Origin of the sequence: Escherichia sp. MOD1-EC6300 (genome assembly GCF_002965045.1) — a bacterium.
Lineage (GTDB): Bacteria > Pseudomonadota > Gammaproteobacteria > Enterobacterales > Enterobacteriaceae > Escherichia > Escherichia coli_F.
The window spans coordinates 80626-101139 of the sequence record NZ_PTRH01000015.1 but is presented as its reverse complement, the minus strand read 5'-3'; the positions used below and the strand labels follow the sequence as shown (position 1 = coordinate 101139).

Below are 20514 nucleotides of genomic sequence, written 5' to 3'. Positions count from 1 at the left end.
TCCGGGAGGATTCGAACCTCCGACCGCTCGGTTCGTAGCCGAGTACTCTATCCAGCTGAGCTACGGATGCATCGGGAAACTTACTTTACTGCAGATTTTTTGATACCGCTACTAAAGCCGTATCAAGTAAGAGATGGTGCATCCGGGAGGATTACTCGCCTTACGGCTCGCCCTTCGGGCCGTTGCTAAAGCAACGTTATCCTCCCTGGTGCTTGCGGTTAGTACCGCCACCTCTTCGACACCTTCATTGCTGAAGATTTCGTAGAATATGGTGCATCCGGGAGGATTCGAACCTCCGACCGCTCGGTTCGTAGCCGAGTACTCTATCCAGCTGAGCTACGGATGCAAATGGCGGTGAGGCGGGGATTCGAACCCCGGATGCAGCTTTTGACCGCATACTCCCTTAGCAGGGGAGCGCCTTCAGCCTCTCGGCCACCTCACCACACGCCTCTTACGAGTGCTTCGAAGAACTTGTTTATCGCTCATCGTCGCTGCGTGGCGCACATATTACTTTCTGAGACTTATAAGTCAAACAATTTTTCCCACACTTTTATCGTTTGCACAATTCACACTCAATTAGTCTGTAAAAACGTCAAAAAGAGTGTTTTATCAACAGAAAAACGGAGGTCTGACAGATAGCAGTAATGCAAAAAATGGAGACTAAAGTTGAATGAACGGGAGTAAAGCGAAAAAACAATGGAGTGAAGGAGGAATTTTGAGGGTGCGTCTCACCGATAAAGATGAGACGCGGAAAGATTAGTAACTGGACTGCTGGGATTTTTCAGCCTGGATACGCTGGTAGATCTCTTCACGGTGAACAGAAACTTCCTTCGGGGCATTTACGCCAATACGTACCTGGTTGCCCTTTACCCCTAAAACTGTCACGGTGACCTCATCCCCAATCATGAGGGTCTCACCAACTCGACGAGTCAGAATCAGCATTCTTTGCTCCTTGAAAGATTAAAAGAGTCGGGTCTCTCTGTATCCCGGCATTATCCATCATATAACGCCAAAAAGTAAGCAATGACAAACACATTACATGTAAGCAGTCATGGCATTACATTCTGTTAAACCTAAGTTTAGCCGATATACACAACTTCAACCTGACTTTATCGTTGTCGATAGCGTTAATGCGAATGCCGTGAAGCGAGTCCACGGCATTGCCTGGCGCTTATATTATTGCAATTTCGCGCTGACCCAGCCTTTCACACTGGCTAACGCTGCAGGTAAGGCCGCAGCATCCGTACCACCGGCTTGCGCCATGTCAGGACGTCCACCACCCTTGCCGCCCACCTGCTGAGCGACCATACCAATCAGTTCCCCTGCTTTCACACGATCTGTGACGTCCTTAGATACGCCTGCAATCAGAGAAACCTTACCTTCGGCTACCGTTGCCAGCACGATAATTGTCGACCCCAGCTGATTTTTTAAATCGTCAACCATGGTACGCAACATTTTCGGCTCAACACCGCTAAGCTCGCTAACCAACAGCTTAACACCATTAACATCAATTGCCTTAATGGAAAGATTTGCGCTCTCCTGTGCGGCTGCTTGTTCTTTAAGCTGTTGTAACTCTTTTTCCAGCTGACGCGTACGTTCCAGTACTGAACGCACTTTATCAGCCACATTATTGCTATCGCCTTTCAGCAGATGTGCGACTTCGCTTAAGCGATCGCTGTCTGCATGAACGGTGGCGATAGCGCCTTCTCCGGTTACCGCTTCGATACGACGAACACCTGCAGCAGTACCCGATTCAGAGATGATGCGGAACAGACCAATATCACCGGTGCGGCTGGCGTGAGTACCGCCACACAGCTCGGTGGAGAAATCGCCCATGCTCAGCACGCGTACGCGCTCATCATACTTCTCGCCAAACAGAGCCATCGCACCTTTCGCTTTCGCCGCTTCGAGATCCATGATGTTGGTTTCGATCGGCAAGTTACGGCGAATCTGCGCGTTCACCAGGTCTTCAACCGCACGAATCTCTTCTGGTTTCATCGCTTCGTTGTGTGAGAAGTCGAAGCGCAGCACTTTGTCGTTAACCAGTGAACCTTTCTGCGATACATGAGTACCCAAAACCTGGCGCAGCGCAGCGTGCATCAGGTGCGTTGCGGAGTGATTCAGACGAATACGAGCGCGACGAGCCTCATCAACATCAGCCTGCACCGCGTCGCCCACTTTCAGAGAACCCGCAGCAAGTTTACCGATGTGACCAATCGCCTGGCCGTATTTCTGCGTATCTTCCACCGCAAAGGAGAAGTTAACGCCTTTCAGTTCGCCTTTATCGCCAACCTGACCGCCAGATTCCGCATAGAATGGCGTTTGATCCAGCACGACTACCGCTTCCTGGCCTGCATTGATGGCATCAACCGCTTTACCATCAACAAACAGCGCAGTCACTTTGCCGTTCAGTTCCAGATGGTCATAGCCTTTAAATTCAGATGCACTGTCAACACGGATCATTGCGTTGTAATCGGCACCAAAGCCGCTGGCTTCGCGCGCACGACGACGCTGCTCTTCCATTGCTGCTTCAAAACCAGCTTCGTCAACTTTGATGTTGCGTTCACGACAAACATCAGCCGTCAGGTCAACTGGGAAACCGTAGGTGTCGTACAGACGGAAAGCAGTTTCGCCATCCAGCGTATCGCCAGAAAGTTTCGCCAGCTCTTCGTCCAGCAGCGCCAGACCGCGCTCCAGAGTGCGGGCAAACTGTTCTTCTTCAGTCTTCAGCACCTGCTCAACCTGTGCCTGCTGGCGTTTCAGGTCTTCACCCGCAGAGCCCATAACGTCGATCAGCGGACCAACCAGTTTGTAGAAGAAAGTTTCTTTCGCGCCCAGCATATTGCCGTGACGCACTGCGCGACGAATGATACGACGCAGTACATAACCACGGTTTTCGTTGGACGGCATTACGCCATCCGCGATCAGGAACGCACAAGAACGAATGTGGTCAGCGATTACGCGCAGCGATTTATTGCTCAGATCGGTCGCGCCAGTGACTTTCGCTACCTCCTGGATCAGCGTGCGGAACAGGTCGATGTCATAGTTAGAGTTAACGTGTTGCAGCACCGCAGCAATACGTTCCAGCCCCATACCGGTATCCACAGACGGCTTCGGCAGCGGTTCCATCGTACCATCTGCCTGGCGGTTGAACTGCATGAAGACGATGTTCCAGATCTCAATGTAGCGATCGCCGTCTTCTTCCGGACTTCCCGGAGGGCCACCCCAAATGTGGTCGCCGTGATCGTAGAAGATTTCGGTGCACGGGCCACACGGACCAGTGTCACCCATCTGCCAGAAGTTGTCAGATGCGTATGGCGCACCTTTGTTATCGCCGATGCGAATAATACGTTCGCGCGGGATCCCTACTTCTTTTTCCCAGATTTCGTAGGCTTCGTCGTCGCTTTCATAGACGGTAACCCACAGACGCTCTTTCGGCAGGGCAAACCATTTTTCGCTGGTCAGCAGTTCCCATGCAAACTGAATAGCATCGTGTTTGAAATAGTCGCCGAAGCTGAAGTTGCCCAGCATTTCGAAGAAGGTATGGTGACGCGCGGTGTAACCGACGTTTTCCAGGTCGTTGTGTTTACCACCCGCACGCACGCAGCGTTGGGAAGTGGTAGCGCGGGAATAATTACGCTTGTCGAGCCCAAGGAACACATCCTTGAACTGGTTCATCCCGGCGTTGGTAAACAACAAAGTTGGGTCGTTATGGGGTACCAGGGAGCTGCTGGCAACTACCTGATGTCCCTTACTATGGAAAAAGTCGAGAAACGCCTGACGGATCTCAGCGGTGCTCTTGCTCATAATTATCCTGAAATCAAGCTAACGAAATATCGCCACCAGCGACAGCGTGTCTTAACCGCCGGGCTGGTAACTGAAAAGTGGGAATAAGATAAGTTTTCTTGACTGGGAAGTAAAATACCGTATGCGTTCAGTCGGCAAAATTTCGCCAAATATCCTGGATATCCTCCATCAGATAGCCGCGATAGAGCAGAAAACGCTGGATCTTAACTTTTTCTGAAAAGACAGTTGGCAAAGGTTCGCCATATTTTCGCGTCGCCTGATCGCGCGCCAGTGCACACCAGTCGATGTCACATTCACGCATCGCTTTTTCTGTCGCCTCGCGGGAAAGACCTTTCTGATTCAGTTCCTGACGGATACGCGCCGGACCGTAACCTTTGCGGCTCCGGCTGGCGATAAAGCGCGCCACAAATCGGCTGTCATCGAGATAGCCATGTTCATGGCACCAGGCGATAACGCGCTCGTAATCTTCTGCCGTGGCATCAATCTCTTCCGGGCCATTTTTGCCCATAATCGGTGCCGCGAGTTTACGTCGCAGTTCTTGCTCACTGTGATCGCGCACCGCCAGAATGCGTACCGCACGATCCAACAGGCGAGCATATGCCGGGCGACGGGACGTTGATTCTGTCATGGCATATCCTTACAACTTAAAAAAGCAAAAGGGCCGCAGATGCGACCCTTGTGTATCAAACAAGACGATTAAAAATCTTCGTTAGTTTCTGCTACGCCTTCGCTGTCATCTACAGAGAAATCCGGCGTTGAGTTCGGGTTGCTCAGCAGCAACTCACGTACTTTCTTCTCGATCTCTTTCGCGGTTTCCGGGTTATCTTTCAGCCAGGCAGTCGCATTCGCTTTACCCTGACCGATCTTCTCACCTTTGTAGCTGTACCACGCGCCAGCTTTCTCGATCAGCTTCTCTTTCACGCCCAGGTCAACCAGTTCGCCGTAGAAGTTGATACCTTCGCCGTAGAGGATCTGGAATTCAGCCTGTTTAAACGGCGCAGCGATTTTGTTCTTCACCACTTTCACGCGGGTTTCGCTACCCACCACGTTTTCGCCCTCTTTCACCGCGCCGATGCGACGGATGTCGAGACGAACAGAAGCGTAGAATTTCAGCGCGTTACCACCGGTAGTCGTTTCCGGGTTACCGAACATCACACCAATTTTCATACGGATCTGGTTGATGAAAATCAGTAGCGTGTTGGACTGCTTCAGGTTACCCGCCAGCTTACGCATCGCCTGGCTCATCATACGTGCCGCAAGGCCCATGTGAGAGTCGCCGATTTCGCCTTCGATTTCCGCTTTCGGTGTCAGTGCCGCCACGGAGTCAACGACGATAACGTCTACTGCGCCAGAACGCGCCAGAGCGTCACAGATTTCCAGTGCCTGCTCGCCGGTGTCCGGCTGGGAGCACAGCAGGTTGTCGATATCGACGCCCAGTTTACGTGCATAGATTGGGTCCAGCGCGTGTTCAGCATCGATAAACGCACAGGTTTTACCTTCGCGCTGGGCTGCGGCGATCACCTGTAACGTCAGCGTGGTTTTACCGGAAGATTCCGGTCCGTAGATTTCGACGATACGGCCCATCGGCAGACCACCTGCCCCAAGCGCGATATCCAGTGAAAGCGAACCGGTAGAGATGGTTTCCACATCCATGGAACGGTCTTCACCCAGGCGCATGATGGAGCCTTTACCAAATTGTTTCTCAATCTGGCCCAGTGCTGCCGCCAACGCTTTCTGTTTGTTTTCGTCGATAGCCATTTTTACTCCTGTCATGCCGGGTAATACCGGATAGTCAATATGTTCTGTTGAAGCAATTATACTGTATGCTCATACAGTATCAAGTGTTTTGTAGAAATTGTTGCCACAAGGTCTGCAATGCATACGCAGTAGCCTGACGACGCACCGCATCACGGTCACCGCTGAAGCATTCCCGCCGGGTAATGCCTTCTCCACGGGCAGTGGCAAAAGCAAACCAGACGGTGCCAACAGGCTTCTCTTCACTGCCGCCATCCGGCCCGGCGATACCACTAATAGACACGGCATAATCAGCACGAGCCGCTTTCAGTGCGCCTATCGCCATTTCCACCACGACGGGTTCGCTCACCGCGCCGTGCTGCGCCAGCGTCTCTTCGCGTACGCCGATCATCTGCGCTTTGGCTTCGTTACTGTAGGTGACAAATCCGCGTTCAAACCAGGCGGAACTACCGGCAATATCGGTAATCACTTTCGCTACCCAACCGCCGGTACAAGACTCGGCAGTTGTTACGGTTGCGCCACGGGCTTTCAGCGCCTGCCCTACCTGTTCGCTTAACTGCATCAGTTCACTGTCAATCATCACAACCTCAGTCAGTCAAAAAATATATGCCGGACAAGATAGCACTTTCCCGCAGAAGATGGGGACGAGCGATTCATTTTACGAGTTGCGTTCCGGAAAAAGACTGTTGCGACCAGTCGGTAAAGAAAAAGCGCTACCATGCCGCGTTCACATTGATATGTATTCACAGGGAGAGAATAGCAATGGCAACAAAGAAAACGGATAACACGCCACAAAACGTGCTTAAACAAACCACGCAAATGCGTATTTGGGTCATCATTGGTGGCATCGGCGCACTGGTTTCAGTGATATGTAAAATTTTATCTTCTGGCTACCTTGAACCTTTCGACTTCGGTCAGGCTGCGTTAGGCGTTGTCTGCCTGGGATATGCGATATCGCTGTCGAAAAAAATCAAGCAATTACGTCATTCGAATAAACAGTAAGAAAACAGAGGGAAGTTTAACCTCCCTCTTGCAAAGAGTTACTGCACGCGCGCCAGTGCCACGGCTTGTCCTAACTGCCAGACGGCCATTGCGTAATGGGTGCTGTGATTGTAACGGGTGATAGTGTAGAAGTTCGGCAAACCGTACCAGTACTGGTAACCGGTGCCAACATCCAGGCGCAGTAAGCTGGCCTGCTGATGGTTGCCCAGCGGCTGCTGTGGCGTTAAACCTGCCGCGGCAAGCTGCGAAATGCTGTACTTGGTTTTGAAGCCATTTGGCAAGCCTGGAGCCTGACCGTTTGCCATTACCGCAACCTGATCACCTTTCACCCAGCCGTGCGCTTTGAAATAGTTCGCCACGCTACCGATGGCATCAACCGGATCCCACAGGTTGATATGCCCGTCGCCGCTGAAATCTACCGCATATTGTTTATAAGACGATGGCATAAACTGTCCGTAGCCCATCGCCCCGGCAAAGGAACCTTTCAGATTGAGCGGATCGTCCTGCTCATCGCGCGCCATCAGCAAGAAGGTTTCCAGCTCACCAGAGAAATACTCCGCGCGGCGTGGGTAGTTAAATGACAACGTTGCCAGCGCATCGAGGATACGAGTTTTCCCCATCACGCGTCCCCAGCGAGTTTCGACGCCGATAATCCCGACGATGATTTCTGGCGGTACGCCATACACTTGCCATGCGCGATTCAGCGCATCTTCATACTGATTCCAGAAAACCACGCCGTTTTGCACGTTGTCCGGCGTAATAAATTTTTTGCGATAACGCAGCCATGCGCCGTTCGGACCTGATGGCGGCTTCACCGATGTGGTTGGTGCCTGGTTATCCATCAGCCGCAATACCGAATCCAGACGTTTCGCCTGGGAGAGAATTTCCTGCAACTGCTGACGATTGAAACCGTGTTTGTTCACCATTTTGTCGATGAACTGCTGGGCATTCGGGTTGTTAGCGAAATCGCCGCCCATCTGCATCACATTGTGCTGCGGCTCAAGCAGGAAGCCGCCAGACGGCGTTCCGGTGGTCGTTTCAGTCTCAGTAGGTTTTGGCTTGCTGCTACAGGCGGCAAGCAACACAAAAAGGGGAAGCAATGTTACATAACGACGCTTGAACATGAGGGGTCCATTTAACAGATTCAACCAGGGGCAAGTATGGTAAAGCATCACGCCCCGCACAAGGAAGCGGTAGTCACTGCCCGATACGGACTTTACATAACTCAACTCATCCGCCTCACTATCCTTTTATATAAACTTTCAAATTAAAATATTTATCTTTCATTTTGCGATCAAAATAACACTTTTAAATCTTTCAATCTGATTAGATTAGGTTGCCGTTTGGTAATAAAACAATAAATCCTGAAGGAGAGAACAATGATAGAAACCATTACTCATGGTGCAGAGTGGTTTATCGGGCTGTTCCAAAAGGGCGGAGAGGTGTTTACCGGGATGGTGACCGGCATTCTTCCGCTGTTGATTAGCCTGCTGGTTATCATGAACGCACTGATTAATTTTATCGGTCAGCATCGTATTGAACGTTTTGCTCAACGTTGCGCAGGTAACCCTGTTTCCCGTTACCTGCTGTTACCGTGCATTGGCACGTTTGTCTTTTGCAATCCGATGACCTTAAGCCTGGGTCGCTTTATGCCGGAAAAGTACAAACCCAGCTATTATGCGGCGGCCTCTTATAGCTGCCACTCAATGAATGGCCTCTTCCCCCATATCAACCCTGGCGAACTGTTTGTTTATCTTGGCATTGCCAGTGGTCTGACAACGCTAAATCTGCCACTTGGCCCACTGGCGGTGAGCTATCTGCTGGTTGGTCTGGTGACCAACTTCTTCCGCGGCTGGGTAACCGATCTGACCACCGCTATTTTTGAGAAAAAGATGGGCATTCAACTTGAACAAAAAGTTCACCTGGCAGGAGCAACATCATGACACGTATTCGGATCGAAAAAGGAACGGGTGGCTGGGGCGGCCCGCTTGAGCTGGAAGCCACACCGGGCAAAAAAATCGTCTATATCACCGCCGGTACACGTCCTGCATTTGTCGACAAACTGGCACAGCTTACTGGCTGGCAGGCTATCGACGGATTTAAAGAAGGTGAACCTGCGGAGGAAGAAATTGGTGTCGCGGTAATCGACTGTGGCGGCACATTACGCTGCGGCATCTATCCGAAACGGCGTATTCCCACCATTAATATCCACTCGACGGGCAAGTCCGGTCCACTGGCGCAGTACATTGTGGAAGATATTTATGTCTCTGGCGTGAAAGAAGAAAACATCACTGTAGTGGGTGATGCGACACCACAACCCTCTTCCGTGGGCCGTGACTATGACACCAGCAAGAAAATCACCGAACAAAGCGATGGTTTACTGGCGAAGGTGGGAATGGGTATGGGTTCTGCCGTTGCCGTGCTGTTTCAATCTGGCCGTGACACCATCGACACTGTATTAAAAACCATTCTGCCGTTTATGGCGTTCGTCTCGGCGCTCATTGGCATCATTATGGCTTCTGGCCTTGGTGACTGGATTGCCCACGGTCTTGCTCCGCTGGCGAGCCATCCACTGGGTCTGGTCATGCTGGCGCTCATCTGCTCCTTCCCGCTGCTTTCACCTTTCCTCGGCCCAGGCGCAGTTATCGCACAGGTTATCGGCGTATTGATTGGCGTGCAGATTGGTCTCGGCAATATTCCGCCGCATCTGGCTTTACCTGCACTGTTTGCCATCAACGCGCAGGCGGCCTGCGACTTCATCCCGGTCGGTTTGTCGCTGGCGGAAGCCCGTCAGGACACGGTTCGCGTCGGTGTCCCTTCTGTACTGGTGAGCCGCTTTTTAACCGGCGCGCCGACTGTACTGATCGCCTGGTTTGTCTCCGGTTTTATCTATCAATAGAGGCTGAAACATGACCGTTATTTATCAGACCACCATCACCCGTATCGGCGCGAGTGCCACTGACGCCCTCAGCGACCAGATGCTCATCACCTTTCGTGAAGGCGCTCCTGCGGATCTCGAAGAGTATTGCTTCATTCATTGCCACGGCGAGTTGAAAGGTGCACTCCATCCCGGTTTGCAATTTTCGCTCGGGCAGCATCGCTATCCGGTGACCGCCGTTGGCAGCGTGGCGGAAGACAACCTTCGCGAACTGGGTCATGTCACCCTGCGCTTCGATGGTTTAAACGAAGCGGAATTTCCGGGCACTGTCCATGTGGCAGGCCCTGTACCCGACGATATCGCGCCGGGATCGGTTTTGAAGTTTGAATCTGTTAAGGAGTAAAAAATGAATCAGGTTGCCGTTGTTATCGGTGGTGGGCAAACCTTAGGCGCGTTCCTGTGCCACGGTCTGGCTGCCGAGGGGTATCGCGTCGCGGTTGTCGATATTCAGAGCGACAAAGCCGCAAATGTGGCACAAGAAATTAACGCCGAATATGGTGAAGGAACAGCGTACGGTTTTGGTGCTGACGCCACCAGCGAGCAAAGCGTTCTGGCGCTCTCTCGTGGGGTAGATGAAATCTTTGGTCGCGTGGATTTACTGGTCTACAGCGCCGGAATAGCAAAAGCAGCCTTTATCAGCGACTTCCAGCTCGGCGATTTTGATCGTTCGCTACAAGTGAATCTGGTGGGTTATTTCCTGTGTGCGCGTGAATTTTCGCGTTTGATGATCCGCGACGGGATTCAGGGGCGCATTATTCAGATCAACTCGAAATCCGGCAAAGTGGGCAGCAAACACAACTCTGGCTACAGCGCAGCGAAATTTGGTGGCGTCGGACTGACTCAATCACTGGCTCTGGATCTGGCGGAGTACGGCATTACGGTGCATTCACTAATGCTCGGTAATCTGCTGAAATCGCCGATGTTCCAGTCACTGTTGCCACAATACGCGACCAAGCTAGGTATCAAACCGGATCAAGTCGAGCAGTATTACATCGATAAAGTACCGCTCAAACGTGGCTGCGATTATCAGGATGTGCTGAATATGCTGCTGTTCTACGCCAGTCCAAAGGCATCGTACTGCACTGGACAGTCGATTAATGTCACCGGCGGTCAGGTGATGTTCTGATCAACAGCGGAGATCCGTTAAGGATCTCCGCGAGACTAATAGAATGCCTGATGCGCTACGCGCATCAGGCATACAGGACTTCCGCCACTACATTAAGGAAAAGTTATGGTATCCGCACTCATCACCGTCGCCGTTATCGCCTGGTGTGCGCAACTGGCCTTAGGCGGCTGGCAAATTTCTCGTTTTAACCGTGCCTTCGACACACTATGCCAGCAAGGGCGGGTTGGCGTGGGCCGTTCCAGCGGACGCTTTAAACCGCGGGTCGTGGTCGCCATCGCCCTGGACGATCAGCAGCGCATCGTCGATACCTTGTTTATGAAAGGACTGACCGTTTTCGCTAAACCGCAAAAAATTCCCGCAATTACGGGTATGTATCCTGGTGATTTACGGCCCGATGTGATCTTTCCCCATGATCCACTATCACAGAATGCTCTATCATTGGCGCTTAAACTGAAACGTGGATAATTTCGTTGTGAATGTTACTTGCTTGCGAAGTTATCATTTTGAAACCTAAATCAGGTAATCACGCCCATGAAACCTCGTCAGCGTCAGGCCGCCATTCTGGAGTATCTGCAAAAGCAGGGTAAATGCTCGGTTGAAGAATTGGCGCAATACTTTGACACCACAGGCACAACCATTCGCAAAGATCTGGTCATTCTGGAACATGCAGGAACCGTCATTCGTACTTATGGCGGAGTGGTGTTGAATAAAGAGGAATCCGATCCGCCTATCGATCATAAAACACTCATCAACACCCACAAGAAAGAGCTGATTGCAGAAGCTGCCGTTAGTTTTATCCATGATGGCGATTCGATCATTCTTGATGCTGGCAGTACAGTTTTGCAGATGGTCCCCCTGCTCTCGCGCTTTAATAACATCACAGTAATGACCAACAGCCTGCATATCGTCAATGCGCTATCCGAACTGGATAACGAACAAACTATCCTGATGCCAGGCGGAACGTTTCGTAAAAAATCGGCCTCATTTCACGGGCAGCTGGCAGAGAACGCCTTCGAACATTTCAGCTTCGATAAATTGTTTATGGGCACCGATGGCATCGATCTCAATGCAGGCGTAACTACCTTCAACGAGGTCTATACCGTCAGTAAAGCGATGTGTAATGCCGCGCGCGAAGTGATTTTGATGGCGGACTCATCAAAGTTTGGCCGTAAAAGCCCCAACGTAGTTTGCAGTCTTGAAAGCGTCGATAAGCTAATTACCGACGCAGGTATCGATCCGGCGTTTCGTCAGGCGCTGGAAGAGAAAGGGATCGATGTGATCATAACCGGAGAGAGCAATGAGTGAAGCACTACTGAACGCGGGACGTCAGACGTTAATGCTGGAGTTGCAGGAAGCAAGCCGTTTACCAGAACGTCTGGGCGATGATTTTGTTCGCGCCGCCAATATCATCCTGCACTGCGAAGGCAAAGTGGTGGTTTCGGGAATTGGCAAATCGGGCCACATTGGTAAGAAAATCGCCGCAACGCTTGCCAGTACCGGCACGCCTGCTTTTTTTGTCCATCCGGCAGAAGCACTGCACGGCGATCTGGGGATGATTGAAAGCCGCGATGTGATGCTGTTTATCTCTTACTCCGGTGGCGCAAAGTTCCGGGTCAAACTTCTCTACCGCGCGGATCAGCCCCAGGTTGCCCTCTTCGATAAGATCCAGCAAAGCCAGACCACGATTGCCATAACGGCGGGCAATTTTTACCACCAGACGCAAGTTACTCTCGATCATCCGGCGGCGGGAGGCAACATCTCCTCGCAGTGCGCGACGCGCAAAATAAACTTCTTCTTCGGCCGTTAACAGTGGTGAATAACCAATCTCACCAAGGTAAAGCTGAGTCGCGTCCAACACACGCTGTGTGGCCCCTTGCGATAACAGTTCCTCTTCGGCCAAATCGTTATCACTGGGTTCCTCTTCTACTAAGGCCTTTTCGTCAAAAACCTCAACTCCGTTCTCATCAAATTCCGCATCTTCATTTAAATCATGAACTTTCAGCGTATTCTGACTCATAAGGTGGCTCCTACCCGTGATCCCTTGACGGAACATTCAAGCAAAAGCCTGGTTCCGCCGATTTATCGCTGCGGCAAATAGCGCAGCGGGTTTACGGATTTCCCCTTGTAACGAATTTCAAAATGCAAGCGTGTTGAACTGGTTCCGGTGCTACCCATAGTCGCTATTTTTTGCCCCGCCTTCACTTCTTGTTGTTCCCGGACCAGCATTGTGTCGTTATGGGCGTAGGCACTCAGGTAATCATCATTATGTTTGATGATAATCAGATTACCGTAGCCGCGCAGCGCGTTACCGGCATAAACAACGCGGCCATCTGCGGTCGCGATAATTGCCTGTCCTTTGCTGCCTGCGATATCAATCCCCTTGTTACCCCCCTCAGAAGCACCAAAGGTTTCGATCACTTTGCCCTCAGTCGGCCAGCGCCAGGTGGAGATAGGCGCACTGGTTGATGTACTGCTGACAGTCGGCTCGGTTGTGCTTGCTGTTGGTACCGTTACAGGCGCTGTGACCGTGGTCCCAGTTGGCTTGTTGTTCGGCAACATTTTGTTAGCACTCTGTTCACCCGAAGACTCAGAATACGTAATTGTCGGTTGCGACGCAACAGCAACGGTGGAATTTTGTGCAGGCTTGATCACAACTCCTTGCTCTGCTGCATCGGCCTGGGTAATGGCATTTCCACCAGTGATTGGCGTACCGGAAGCATTACCCACCTGTAAGGTCTGACCTACATTCAGCGCGTATGGTGCCTGAATATTGTTGCGCTGAGCAAGGTCACGGAAATCATTGCCAGTAATCCAGGCGATATAGAAAAGTGTGTCGCCTTTTTTCACGGTGTATGTACTGCCGCTATAACTGCCTTTCGGAATGTTCCCATACTGACGGTTGTAGACGATGCGTCCGTTTTCCATCTGTACCGGCGGCTGAGCAACTGGCTGCACCGGCTGGATTTGCGGTTGTTGTGCAGATTGAATTTGTGGCTGCTGTACCGGCTGAATTTGCGGTTGCTGCGTTGTAGACGTCGTCCCCATTTTCGGCGGCGGCGTAATCAACATACCAGAATTGGTGTTTGCAGACGCATTGCCATTAACGGAGCTGACCGGTGCCGGTGGATTTGAAGTGTCAGAACAGCCTGCCAGCCATAGCGAAACCAGTGACAAAGCCGCAATGCGGCGAACGGTGAATTTTGGGCTTCCCGCGCTCATTTATCCCCCAAGAAAAATTGGTTAATAACCAGTGACATAATTACCGTGCAAGGCACCATACTGAACACTGGAAAAGATGTTCACGATACGCTGACCTGCGGCAAAATAACCAGGAAAAATCCAGGTATTTCCTCACGTTTTAAGCCAGCTCACCCTTCACTAAAGGGACAAAGCGCACGGCCTCCACGGTATCGATAATAAATTCGCCTCCCCGACGACGCACCCGTTTCAAATACTGGTGCTCCTCCCCTACGGGTAAGACGAGAATCCCGCCTTCGTCCAGCTGCGTCATTAGCGCAGTTGGAATTTCCGGCGGTGCCGCCGTAACAATGATAGCGTCAAACGGCGCACGTGCCTGCCAACCTTGCCATCCATCGCCATGACGGGTTGAAACATTATGTAAATCAAGGTTTTTCAGGCGGCGACGCGCCTGCCACTGCAAGCCTTTAATACGTTCAACCGAGCAAACATGCTGGACAAGATGCGCCAGAATTGCCGTTTGATATCCCGAACCGGTGCCAATTTCCAGCACCCGCGACTGCGGCGTCAGCTCGAGTAATTCGGTCATTCGCGCCACCATATACGGCTGCGAAATTGTCTGCCCCTGACCTATCGGCAAGGCGATATTGTCCCAGGCTTTTTGTTCAAACGCTTCATCAACGAATTTTTCACGCGGCACGGCGGCAAGTGCATTCAGCACCTGCTCATCCTGAATACCTTGCGCACGTAATTGATCCAGAAGTGCTTGTACGCGTCTGCTTACCATTGCGTGCCAACTCCCACGCTGTTTAACCAGTCTGAAACCACATCTTGCGCGCTATGCGCAGTTAAATCCACATGCAGCGGCGTGATAGAGACATAGCCCTCATCTACCGCAGCAAAATCGGTCCCCGGACCGGCATCGCACTTACCACCCGGCGGGCCAATCCAGTACAGCGTATTGCCGCGCGGATCTTGCTGCGGGATCACCTGATCTGCCGGATGTCGGGTACCGCAGCGCGTCACGCGAATACCTTTGATTTGATCCAACGGTAAATCCGGTACGTTAATATTGAGAATACGCCCGGTGCGCAACGGCTCTTTACACAGTGCGCGCAAAATGGAACAGGTTACCGCCGCGGCAGTGTCGTAATGTTTATGCCCGTCAAGCGAGACAGCAAGCGCCGGAAAGCCTAAATGACGGCCCTCCATCGCGGCGGCTACCGTACCGGAATAAATAACATCATCCCCCAGATTCGGCCCGGCGTTAATCCCCGACACAACAATGTCCGGGCGCGGACGCATCAGAGCATTCACGCCAAGATAGACGCAATCGGTCGGGGTTCCCATTTGCACAGCAATATCACCATTTTCAAAGGTAAACGTGCGCAAGGAGGATTCCAGTGTCAGAGAATTTGAAGCGCCGCTGCGGTTACGATCGGGGGCGACCACCTGAACGTCAGCAAACTCACGCAAGGCTTTCGCCAGCGTTTGTATACCGGGTGCATGTACCCCGTCATCATTACTCAGCAATATGCGCATAATCACCTGTTGTGTTGATAAGTTCCCTGACAACGCTGGTCGCAAAACTGCCTGCCGGAAGCCAGAAACGGATTTCTACGGTGACGTCATCCCACCAGTTCCAGCTTAATTGTTGCGGATACAGCAGCATCGCTCTGCGCGCGGCTTCAACTTTTTCGCGCACCAGTAAGGCTTGCAATTCAGTTTCTTCGGCGACAGCTGCTTGTTCGAATGCCAGCGCTTCACGCTGAGTTCCCCATTCGCCACTGCCCGGCAATGCAGCAGTAATCATCAGCTCTTTATCGTTGACGCGACGCTGTAATTCCGCCAGTTCTTCATTGGAGGCAACAAACCAGCTGCCACGTCCGGCTAATTGTAGCGCATCGCCGTCAACAACTTGATTAACGTCTGCTTTTTTGAGGCGCTCAGCAACAATCTGATTAAACAACGCACTGCGGGCTGCCGACAACCAAAAACTCCGTTTATTGCGATCACGCACCGGAGTATTGGTTTGCGCCCAGCGCAGCGCACCCTGCAAGTTGCTGCCGCTAATACCAAAACGTTGGGCACCAAAGTAGTTCGGTACACCTTTTACGCAAATATCGATCAGACGTTGTTCAACGTCATCACGATTGCTCACTTCGCGGAGTACCAGGGTAAAAGCGTTACCTTTCAGCGCCCCTAAACGCAGCTTACGCTTGTGCCGCGCATACTCCAGCACCTGACAACCTTCCAGTTGAAAAGCACTGAGATCGGGCATCTCTTTGCCTGGCACGCGAGCGCATAACCACTGTTCCGTAACAGCATGTTTGTCTTTTTGCCCAGCGAAGCTGACTTCACGGGCATGAATTTTCAGGAATTTCGCCAGTGCATCCGCCACAAAACGGGTATTACAGCCGTTTTTGAGGATTCTAACCAGAATATGCTCACCTTCACCATCAGGCTCAAAGCCCAAATCTTCCACCACCACAAAGTCTTCCGGATTGGCTTTCAGCAGCCCGGTACCTTGCGGTTTACCGTGGAGGTAAGTGAGATTATCAAACTCAATCATTTTGTTGCCTTAATGAGTAGCGCCACCGCTTCACAGGCAATCCCTTCCCCACGCCCGGTAAATCCTAATTTTTCCGTAGTAGTGGCTTTCACGTTAACATCATCCATATGGCAGCCGAGATCTTCGGCAATAAACACGCGCATTTGTGGAATATGCGGCAACATCTTCGGTGCCTGAGCGATGATAGTGACATCGACGTTACCGAGGGTATACCCCTTCGCCTGAATACGACGCCAGGCTTCGCGCAGCAATTCGCGGCTGTCGGCCCCTTTAAATGATGGATCGGTATCCGGGAACAGCTTGCCGATATCCCCCAACGCCGCTGCACCAAGCAATGCATCGGTCAGCGCATGTAACGCCACGTCGCCATCAGAATGCGCCAGCAACCCTTTTTCGTAAGGAATGCGTACGCCACCAATGATAATTGGGCCTTCACCGCCAAAGGCGTGTACGTCAAAACCGTGTCCAATTCGCATTATGTATTCTCCTGATGGATGGTTCGGGTGAGGTAAAACTCGGCCAGTGCCAAATCTTCCGGACGCGTGACTTTAATGTTATCCGCGCGGCCTTCGACCAACTGCGGATGGAATCCGCAATATTCCAGCGCCGAGGCTTCGTCGGTAATAGTCGCACCTTCATTTAAAGCGCGCGTCAGACAGTCATGTAACAGCTCACGAGGGAAAAATTGCGGCGTCAGCGCGTGCCATAAGCCGTTGCGATCAACGGTATGAGCAATGGCATTTTTGCCAGGTTCGGCACGTTTCATGGTATCGCGCACCGGTGCGGCGAGGATCCCCCCTGTGCGACTGGTTTCGCTCAACGCCAACAATCGCGCAAGGTCATCCTGATGCAGACAAGGACGAGCGGCGTCATGCACCAATACCCACTGCGCGCCGTCAGCGGCTTTCAGACCTGCCAGCACGGAATCGGCACGCTCATTACCGCCATCTACAACGGTAATTTGCGGATGATTCGCCAGAGGAAGTTGTGCAAAGCGGCTATCGCCAGGACTTATGGCAATGACGACACGAGTCACCCGGGGATGCGCCAGCAGCGCATGCACCGAGTGTTCAAGAATGGTTTGATTACCGATTGAGAGATATTGCTTAGGACATTCCGTTTGCATTCGACGGCCAAATCCGGCCGCCGGAACCACGGCGCAAACATCCAAATGAGTGGTTGCCATGTTAATTCCCGGGCTGATTTATCGAGTGTTTTGCCCCGCAGACTGTGCGCGTTTCGACGCGTCAGGCACCAGACGATAAAAAGTTTCGCCCGGCCTGGTCATGCTGAGTTCATTACGCGCACGCTCTTCGAGCGCCTCCTGGCCGCCATTGAGATCGTCAATTTCGGCAAAAAGTTGATCGTTTCGCGCTTTAAGTTTCGCGTTTGTAGCTTGCTGTGCCGCCACATCATCATTGACGCGGGTATAGTCATGTATACCGTTCTTACCGAACCACAGCGAATACTGTAGCCAGACCAGAATAGCCAGCAACAGCAGCGTTAGTTTACCCATCCTGCCCCCTGAAAAACGGCATCATCATCCCATGCATCCGAAGACGACTCTACATCCTCTGTTGGGGATACCGCGACAACGCGGGCAAATGTACCACATTTGTCCATTGTTACGTATACCCAGGGCGTGCAGAACATAATCTCATTATTCGTTACGGTTTGAATTATGAACAGAGGAGACGGGAAAGTACAAATTAGCCCAGTAGCCACATAAACAGTGCGCCAAACATAATGCCGACTGTCACCAGGGTGAAAACAATACTGTAGCGTAGCTTTCCGTCCATCAATGAATGCAGTGCAATCCCCACCACCACCGCGACAGGCATCAGTGCCAGAAAGAAAGGCCAGGTGTAGATAAAGAAGAACAGCGTGTTAGAGCCATAAATCAACATCGGCATCGCCAGCGCAAATAACCAGGAGACAAAACCGACCACAGCACCTGGCAGTGACCATGTGGTTTCTTCATCCTCAGTAAGGCTGTCGTTATTTGTTAGTGTAATGTTATGGCTATTACGCATATTTGATCCTGTAACTTTGACGGACCGGGCATGGAAACCCGGTGGTGTCTCAGGATCTGATAATATCGTTCTGTCTCAACAGATCTAATAATTGCTGTACCAAATTTGTTACTAATTGTTCACCATTGAGATGAATTTCTGCCGATTCAGGTGCTTCGTAAACGGAATCTATTCCCGTAAAGTTACGCAGTTCACCGGCACGTGCTTTCTTATATAAGCCTTTTGGATCGCGGGCCTCGCAAATCGCCAGCGGCGTATCGACAAACACTTCGATAAAACGCCCTTCTCCTACGCGTTCGCGAACCATCTGGCGTTCGGCGCGGTGTGGCGAGATAAAAGCGGTCAGCACCACCAGTCCAGCTTCAACCATTAAATTCGCCACTTCACCGACGCGACGGATATTCTCTTTACGATCGGCATCGCTAAAACCGAGATCGCTGCATAAGCCGTGGCGGACGTTGTCGCCATCCAGCAAATACGTACTGACACCAAGGTTATGTAACGCCTCCTCCAGCGCCCCGGCGACCGTGGATTTACCGGACCCGGATAGGCCGGTAAACCACAACACAACACCACGATGACCGTGGTGTTGCTCGCGTTGTTGCACTGTGACCGGATGGCTATGCCAGACGACGTTTTCGTCATGCAGCGCCATTATTTATCTCCCCGTAAATCGCGAGCGCCCCAGTGCGGGAAATGACGACGGACCAGGGCATTCAATTCCAGTTCGAATGCACTGAATTCAGATGGCACAGCAGTTGCCTGGCTAACTGGCTCGTGCACCATACCGGCACCTACGGTCACATTACTCAGGCGATCGATAAAAATCAGCCCACCGGTAACCGGGTTTTGCTGATAACGATCTAACACCAGTGGCTCGTCAAAGGTGAGATCTACCAGGCCGATGCCGTTCAGCGGTAGGTTTTCAACTTCGCGTTGGGTAAGGTTATTGATATCAACCTGATAACGAATGCCATCAACACGAGCACGCGTCTTCTTACCGGCAATTTTGATGTCGTAACTCTGGCCCGGGGAAAGCGGCTGTTCCGCCATCCACACCACATCCACCGACGCACTCTGCACAGCCGGTAACACTTCGTCTGCCGCCAGCAGCAGATCGCCACGGCTGATGTCGATCTCATCCGTCAGCACCAGGGTGATCGCTTCTCCGGCAAAGGCTTCTTCGCGATCGCCATCAAAGGTCACGATCCGCGCGACGTTTGATTCCACACCAGAGGGCAGCACTTTGACACGTTGCCCGACTTCCACGCGACCGGATGCCAGCGTTCCGGCGTAGCCACGAAAATCGAGATTCGGGCGGTTAACGTACTGCACCGGAAAGCGCATTGGCTGAGCATCCACCACTCGCTGGATTTCCACGGTTTCCAGCACTTCGAGCAGTGTCGGACCGCTGTACCACGGCATACTTTCACTTTGCGAAGCCACGTTGTCGCCTTCCAGTGCGGAGAGCGGCACAAAGCGGATATCCAGATTACCCGGCAGCTGCCCGGCAAAGGTCAGATAATCTTCACGAATGCGGGTGAACGTCTCTTCGCTGTAACCCACCAGATCCATTTTGTTGATCGCCACGACCAGATGTTTGATACCCAACAGCGTGGAGATAAAACTGTGACGACGGGTTTGATCGAGCACGCCTTTACGGGCATCGATCAGTAAGATCGCCAGTTCGCATGTCGATGCGCCAGTCGCCATATTGCGGGTGTACTGCTCGTGCCCGGGAGTGTCGGCAATGATAAATTTACGCTTCTCGGTGGAGAAATAGCGGTAAGCCACATCAATGGTGATGCCCTGTTCACGCTCAGCTTGCAGGCCGTCCACCAGCAGGGCCAGATCCAGTTTTTCGCCCTGGGTGCCGTGACGTTTACTGTCGTTATGCAGTGATGAGAGCTGATCTTCGTAGATTTGGCGGGTATCGTGCAGCAGGCGACCAATCAGGGTACTTTTGCCGTCATCGACGCTACCACAGGTCAGAAAACGCAGCAGGCTTTTATGTTGTTGCGCAATCATCCAGGCTTCGACGCCGCCTTCGTTGGCGATTTGTTGTGCAAGTACGGTGTTCATC

The 20514-nt window shown here is 52.0% G+C and carries 23 protein-coding genes, 2 tRNA genes and 2 pseudogenes; 8 read left to right on the top strand and 19 right to left on the bottom strand.

The window, feature by feature from the left end:
• Positions 1–269 precede the first annotated feature (269 nt).
• From BGE37_RS19820 to pncC, 7 genes are all read right to left on the bottom strand, one after another.
• A tRNA-Arg gene (locus BGE37_RS19820) sits at positions 270–346 on the bottom strand.
• A 3-nt stretch (positions 347–349) separates the two neighbouring features.
• Positions 350–442: transfer RNA gene (locus tag BGE37_RS19815), tRNA-Ser, on the bottom strand.
• Positions 443–756: 314 nt separating this feature from the next.
• A complete protein-coding gene (gene csrA / locus BGE37_RS19810) occupies positions 757–942 on the bottom strand; it encodes a carbon storage regulator CsrA (protein WP_000906486.1) in 186 nt (61 codons plus the stop codon).
• Between the two features lie 234 nt (positions 943–1176).
• Positions 1177–3807, bottom strand: a complete 2631-nt coding sequence (alaS, locus tag BGE37_RS19805; protein WP_105288367.1) for an alanine--tRNA ligase — start codon at positions 3805–3807, stop codon at positions 1177–1179.
• A gap of 127 nt (positions 3808–3934) precedes the next feature.
• Complete coding sequence (gene recX / locus BGE37_RS19800) at positions 3935–4435, bottom strand: recombination regulator RecX (protein ID WP_032184980.1); 501 nt, start codon at positions 4433–4435, stop codon at positions 3935–3937.
• A 68-nt stretch (positions 4436–4503) separates the two neighbouring features.
• Positions 4504–5565 (bottom strand): recombinase RecA, encoded by a 1062-nt coding sequence (gene recA, locus BGE37_RS19795; RefSeq protein ID WP_000963143.1) that lies wholly within the window; start codon positions 5563–5565, stop codon positions 4504–4506.
• Between the two features lie 79 nt (positions 5566–5644).
• On the bottom strand, positions 5645–6142 hold the full coding sequence (gene pncC, locus BGE37_RS19790; RefSeq protein ID WP_032184981.1) for a nicotinamide-nucleotide amidase: 498 nt from the start codon (positions 6140–6142) through the stop codon (positions 5645–5647).
• 182 nt (positions 6143–6324) lie between these two features.
• On the opposite strand from pncC, the gene BGE37_RS19785 reads away from it, so the two are divergent.
• Positions 6325–6564 (top strand): hypothetical protein, encoded by a 240-nt coding sequence (locus BGE37_RS19785; RefSeq protein ID WP_032184982.1) that lies wholly within the window; start codon positions 6325–6327, stop codon positions 6562–6564.
• A gap of 38 nt (positions 6565–6602) precedes the next feature.
• Here BGE37_RS19785 and mltB read toward each other — a convergent pair whose 3' ends face one another.
• Positions 6603–7688 (bottom strand): lytic murein transglycosylase B, encoded by a 1086-nt coding sequence (gene mltB / locus BGE37_RS19780; protein WP_012311623.1) that lies wholly within the window; start codon positions 7686–7688, stop codon positions 6603–6605.
• 255 nt (positions 7689–7943) lie between these two features.
• Between mltB and srlA the strand changes: the two genes are divergently transcribed.
• The 7 genes and pseudogenes from srlA to BGE37_RS19745 form a co-directional block, all read left to right on the top strand.
• The gene (gene srlA, locus BGE37_RS19775) at positions 7944–8507 is read left to right on the top strand and encodes a PTS glucitol/sorbitol transporter subunit IIC (RefSeq protein ID WP_000573321.1); all 564 of its coding nucleotides are present in this window, start codon (positions 7944–7946) and stop codon (positions 8505–8507) included.
• Entirely contained in the window at positions 8504–9463 is a 960-nt protein-coding gene (gene srlE, locus BGE37_RS19770; RefSeq protein WP_105276638.1) for a PTS glucitol/sorbitol transporter subunit IIB, read from the top strand. Before srlA ends, srlE begins: the two co-directional genes overlap by 4 nt.
• A 10-nt stretch (positions 9464–9473) precedes the next feature.
• The gene (gene srlB, locus BGE37_RS19765) at positions 9474–9845 is read left to right on the top strand and encodes a PTS glucitol/sorbitol transporter subunit IIA (RefSeq protein WP_000216201.1); all 372 of its coding nucleotides are present in this window, start codon (positions 9474–9476) and stop codon (positions 9843–9845) included.
• Positions 9846–9848: 3 nt separating this feature from the next.
• Positions 9849–10628: a sorbitol-6-phosphate dehydrogenase gene (srlD, locus tag BGE37_RS19760; RefSeq protein ID WP_001077351.1), complete on the top strand. Its 780-nt coding sequence runs from the start codon at positions 9849–9851 to the stop codon at positions 10626–10628.
• A 105-nt stretch (positions 10629–10733) separates the two neighbouring features.
• Positions 10734–11093 carry a transcriptional regulator GutM gene (gutM, locus tag BGE37_RS19755; protein WP_086217630.1) on the top strand — a complete coding sequence of 120 codons (360 nt, stop codon included), beginning with the start codon at positions 10734–10736 and terminating at the stop codon, positions 11091–11093.
• Positions 11094–11159: 66 nt separating this feature from the next.
• Entirely contained in the window at positions 11160–11933 is a 774-nt protein-coding gene (gene srlR / locus BGE37_RS19750) for a glucitol operon DNA-binding transcriptional repressor SrlR (RefSeq protein WP_000804546.1), read from the top strand.
• Positions 11926–12238 (top strand): annotated as a pseudogene (locus BGE37_RS19745) (SIS domain-containing protein); the annotation flags it as partial. The gene srlR and the pseudogene BGE37_RS19745, both read left to right, overlap by 8 nt.
• Here BGE37_RS19745 and BGE37_RS19740 read toward each other — a convergent pair.
• The 11 genes and pseudogenes from BGE37_RS19740 to cysN form a co-directional block, all read right to left on the bottom strand.
• Positions 12235–12645, bottom strand: a pseudogene (locus BGE37_RS19740) (sigma-70 factor domain-containing protein); the annotation flags it as partial. The pseudogenes BGE37_RS19745 and BGE37_RS19740 overlap by 4 nt on opposite strands.
• A gap of 62 nt (positions 12646–12707) precedes the next feature.
• Positions 12708–13802: a murein hydrolase activator NlpD gene (gene nlpD, locus BGE37_RS19735; protein ID WP_306299019.1), complete on the bottom strand. Its 1095-nt coding sequence runs from the start codon at positions 13800–13802 to the stop codon at positions 12708–12710.
• A gap of 184 nt (positions 13803–13986) precedes the next feature.
• On the bottom strand, positions 13987–14613 hold the full coding sequence (gene pcm / locus BGE37_RS19730; protein WP_000254708.1) for a protein-L-isoaspartate O-methyltransferase: 627 nt from the start codon (positions 14611–14613) through the stop codon (positions 13987–13989).
• On the bottom strand, positions 14607–15368 hold the full coding sequence (surE, locus tag BGE37_RS19725) for a 5'/3'-nucleotidase SurE (RefSeq protein ID WP_001295182.1): 762 nt from the start codon (positions 15366–15368) through the stop codon (positions 14607–14609). The genes pcm and surE overlap by 7 nt, the downstream gene beginning before the upstream one ends.
• Complete coding sequence (gene truD / locus BGE37_RS19720) at positions 15349–16398, bottom strand: tRNA pseudouridine(13) synthase TruD (RefSeq protein ID WP_000568944.1); 1050 nt, start codon at positions 16396–16398, stop codon at positions 15349–15351. The genes surE and truD overlap by 20 nt, the downstream gene beginning before the upstream one ends.
• Positions 16395–16874 (bottom strand): 2-C-methyl-D-erythritol 2,4-cyclodiphosphate synthase, encoded by a 480-nt coding sequence (gene ispF, locus BGE37_RS19715; RefSeq protein WP_001219246.1) that lies wholly within the window; start codon positions 16872–16874, stop codon positions 16395–16397. The genes truD and ispF overlap by 4 nt, the downstream gene beginning before the upstream one ends.
• Positions 16874–17584, bottom strand: a complete 711-nt coding sequence (ispD, locus tag BGE37_RS19710; protein WP_032303660.1) for a 2-C-methyl-D-erythritol 4-phosphate cytidylyltransferase — start codon at positions 17582–17584, stop codon at positions 16874–16876. The genes ispF and ispD overlap by 1 nt, the downstream gene beginning before the upstream one ends.
• A gap of 18 nt (positions 17585–17602) precedes the next feature.
• Positions 17603–17914: a cell division protein FtsB gene (gene ftsB / locus BGE37_RS19705; protein ID WP_000517477.1), complete on the bottom strand. Its 312-nt coding sequence runs from the start codon at positions 17912–17914 to the stop codon at positions 17603–17605.
• A 193-nt stretch (positions 17915–18107) separates the two neighbouring features.
• Positions 18108–18431 (bottom strand): DUF3561 family protein, encoded by a 324-nt coding sequence (locus tag BGE37_RS19700; protein ID WP_001246111.1) that lies wholly within the window; start codon positions 18429–18431, stop codon positions 18108–18110.
• 49 nt (positions 18432–18480) lie between these two features.
• Positions 18481–19086 carry an adenylyl-sulfate kinase gene (gene cysC / locus BGE37_RS19695; RefSeq protein ID WP_039021008.1) on the bottom strand — a complete coding sequence of 202 codons (606 nt, stop codon included), beginning with the start codon at positions 19084–19086 and terminating at the stop codon, positions 18481–18483.
• Entirely contained in the window at positions 19086–20513 is a 1428-nt protein-coding gene (gene cysN, locus BGE37_RS19690; RefSeq protein WP_105288366.1) for a sulfate adenylyltransferase subunit CysN, read from the bottom strand. The genes cysC and cysN overlap by 1 nt, the downstream gene beginning before the upstream one ends.
• Position 20514 lies beyond the last annotated feature (1 nt).

What these genes read in the sequence shown, in the direction of transcription:
- csrA (WP_000906486.1), bottom strand. Translation starts at nt 942, where the DNA reads ATGCTGATTCTGACTCGTCGAGTTGGTGAGACCCTCATGATTGGGGAT.
- alaS (WP_105288367.1), bottom strand. Translation starts at nt 3,807, where the DNA reads ATGAGCAAGAGCACCGCTGAGATCCGTCAGGCGTTTCTCGACTTTTTC.
- recX (WP_032184980.1), bottom strand. Translation starts at nt 4,435, where the DNA reads ATGACAGAATCAACGTCCCGTCGCCCGGCATATGCTCGCCTGTTGGAT.
- recA (WP_000963143.1), bottom strand. Translation starts at nt 5,565, where the DNA reads ATGGCTATCGACGAAAACAAACAGAAAGCGTTGGCGGCAGCACTGGGC.
- pncC (WP_032184981.1), bottom strand. Translation starts at nt 6,142, where the DNA reads ATGATTGACAGTGAACTGATGCAGTTAAGCGAACAGGTAGGGCAGGCG.
- BGE37_RS19785 (WP_032184982.1), top strand. Translation starts at nt 6,325, where the DNA reads ATGGCAACAAAGAAAACGGATAACACGCCACAAAACGTGCTTAAACAA.
- mltB (WP_012311623.1), bottom strand. Translation starts at nt 7,688, where the DNA reads ATGTTCAAGCGTCGTTATGTAACATTGCTTCCCCTTTTTGTGTTGCTT.
- srlA (WP_000573321.1), top strand. Translation starts at nt 7,944, where the DNA reads ATGATAGAAACCATTACTCATGGTGCAGAGTGGTTTATCGGGCTGTTC.
- srlE (WP_105276638.1), top strand. Translation starts at nt 8,504, where the DNA reads ATGACACGTATTCGGATCGAAAAAGGAACGGGTGGCTGGGGCGGCCCG.
- srlB (WP_000216201.1), top strand. Translation starts at nt 9,474, where the DNA reads ATGACCGTTATTTATCAGACCACCATCACCCGTATCGGCGCGAGTGCC.
- srlD (WP_001077351.1), top strand. Translation starts at nt 9,849, where the DNA reads ATGAATCAGGTTGCCGTTGTTATCGGTGGTGGGCAAACCTTAGGCGCG.
- gutM (WP_086217630.1), top strand. Translation starts at nt 10,734, where the DNA reads ATGGTATCCGCACTCATCACCGTCGCCGTTATCGCCTGGTGTGCGCAA.
- srlR (WP_000804546.1), top strand. Translation starts at nt 11,160, where the DNA reads ATGAAACCTCGTCAGCGTCAGGCCGCCATTCTGGAGTATCTGCAAAAG.
- pcm (WP_000254708.1), bottom strand. Translation starts at nt 14,613, where the DNA reads ATGGTAAGCAGACGCGTACAAGCACTTCTGGATCAATTACGTGCGCAA.
- surE (WP_001295182.1), bottom strand. Translation starts at nt 15,368, where the DNA reads ATGCGCATATTGCTGAGTAATGATGACGGGGTACATGCACCCGGTATA.
- truD (WP_000568944.1), bottom strand. Translation starts at nt 16,398, where the DNA reads ATGATTGAGTTTGATAATCTCACTTACCTCCACGGTAAACCGCAAGGT.
- ispF (WP_001219246.1), bottom strand. Translation starts at nt 16,874, where the DNA reads ATGCGAATTGGACACGGTTTTGACGTACACGCCTTTGGCGGTGAAGGC.
- ispD (WP_032303660.1), bottom strand. Translation starts at nt 17,584, where the DNA reads ATGGCAACCACTCATTTGGATGTTTGCGCCGTGGTTCCGGCGGCCGGA.
- ftsB (WP_000517477.1), bottom strand. Translation starts at nt 17,914, where the DNA reads ATGGGTAAACTAACGCTGCTGTTGCTGGCTATTCTGGTCTGGCTACAG.
- BGE37_RS19700 (WP_001246111.1), bottom strand. Translation starts at nt 18,431, where the DNA reads ATGCGTAATAGCCATAACATTACACTAACAAATAACGACAGCCTTACT.
- cysC (WP_039021008.1), bottom strand. Translation starts at nt 19,086, where the DNA reads ATGGCGCTGCATGACGAAAACGTCGTCTGGCATAGCCATCCGGTCACA.
- cysN (WP_105288366.1), bottom strand. Translation starts at nt 20,513, where the DNA reads ATGAACACCGTACTTGCACAACAAATCGCCAACGAAGGCGGCGTCGAA.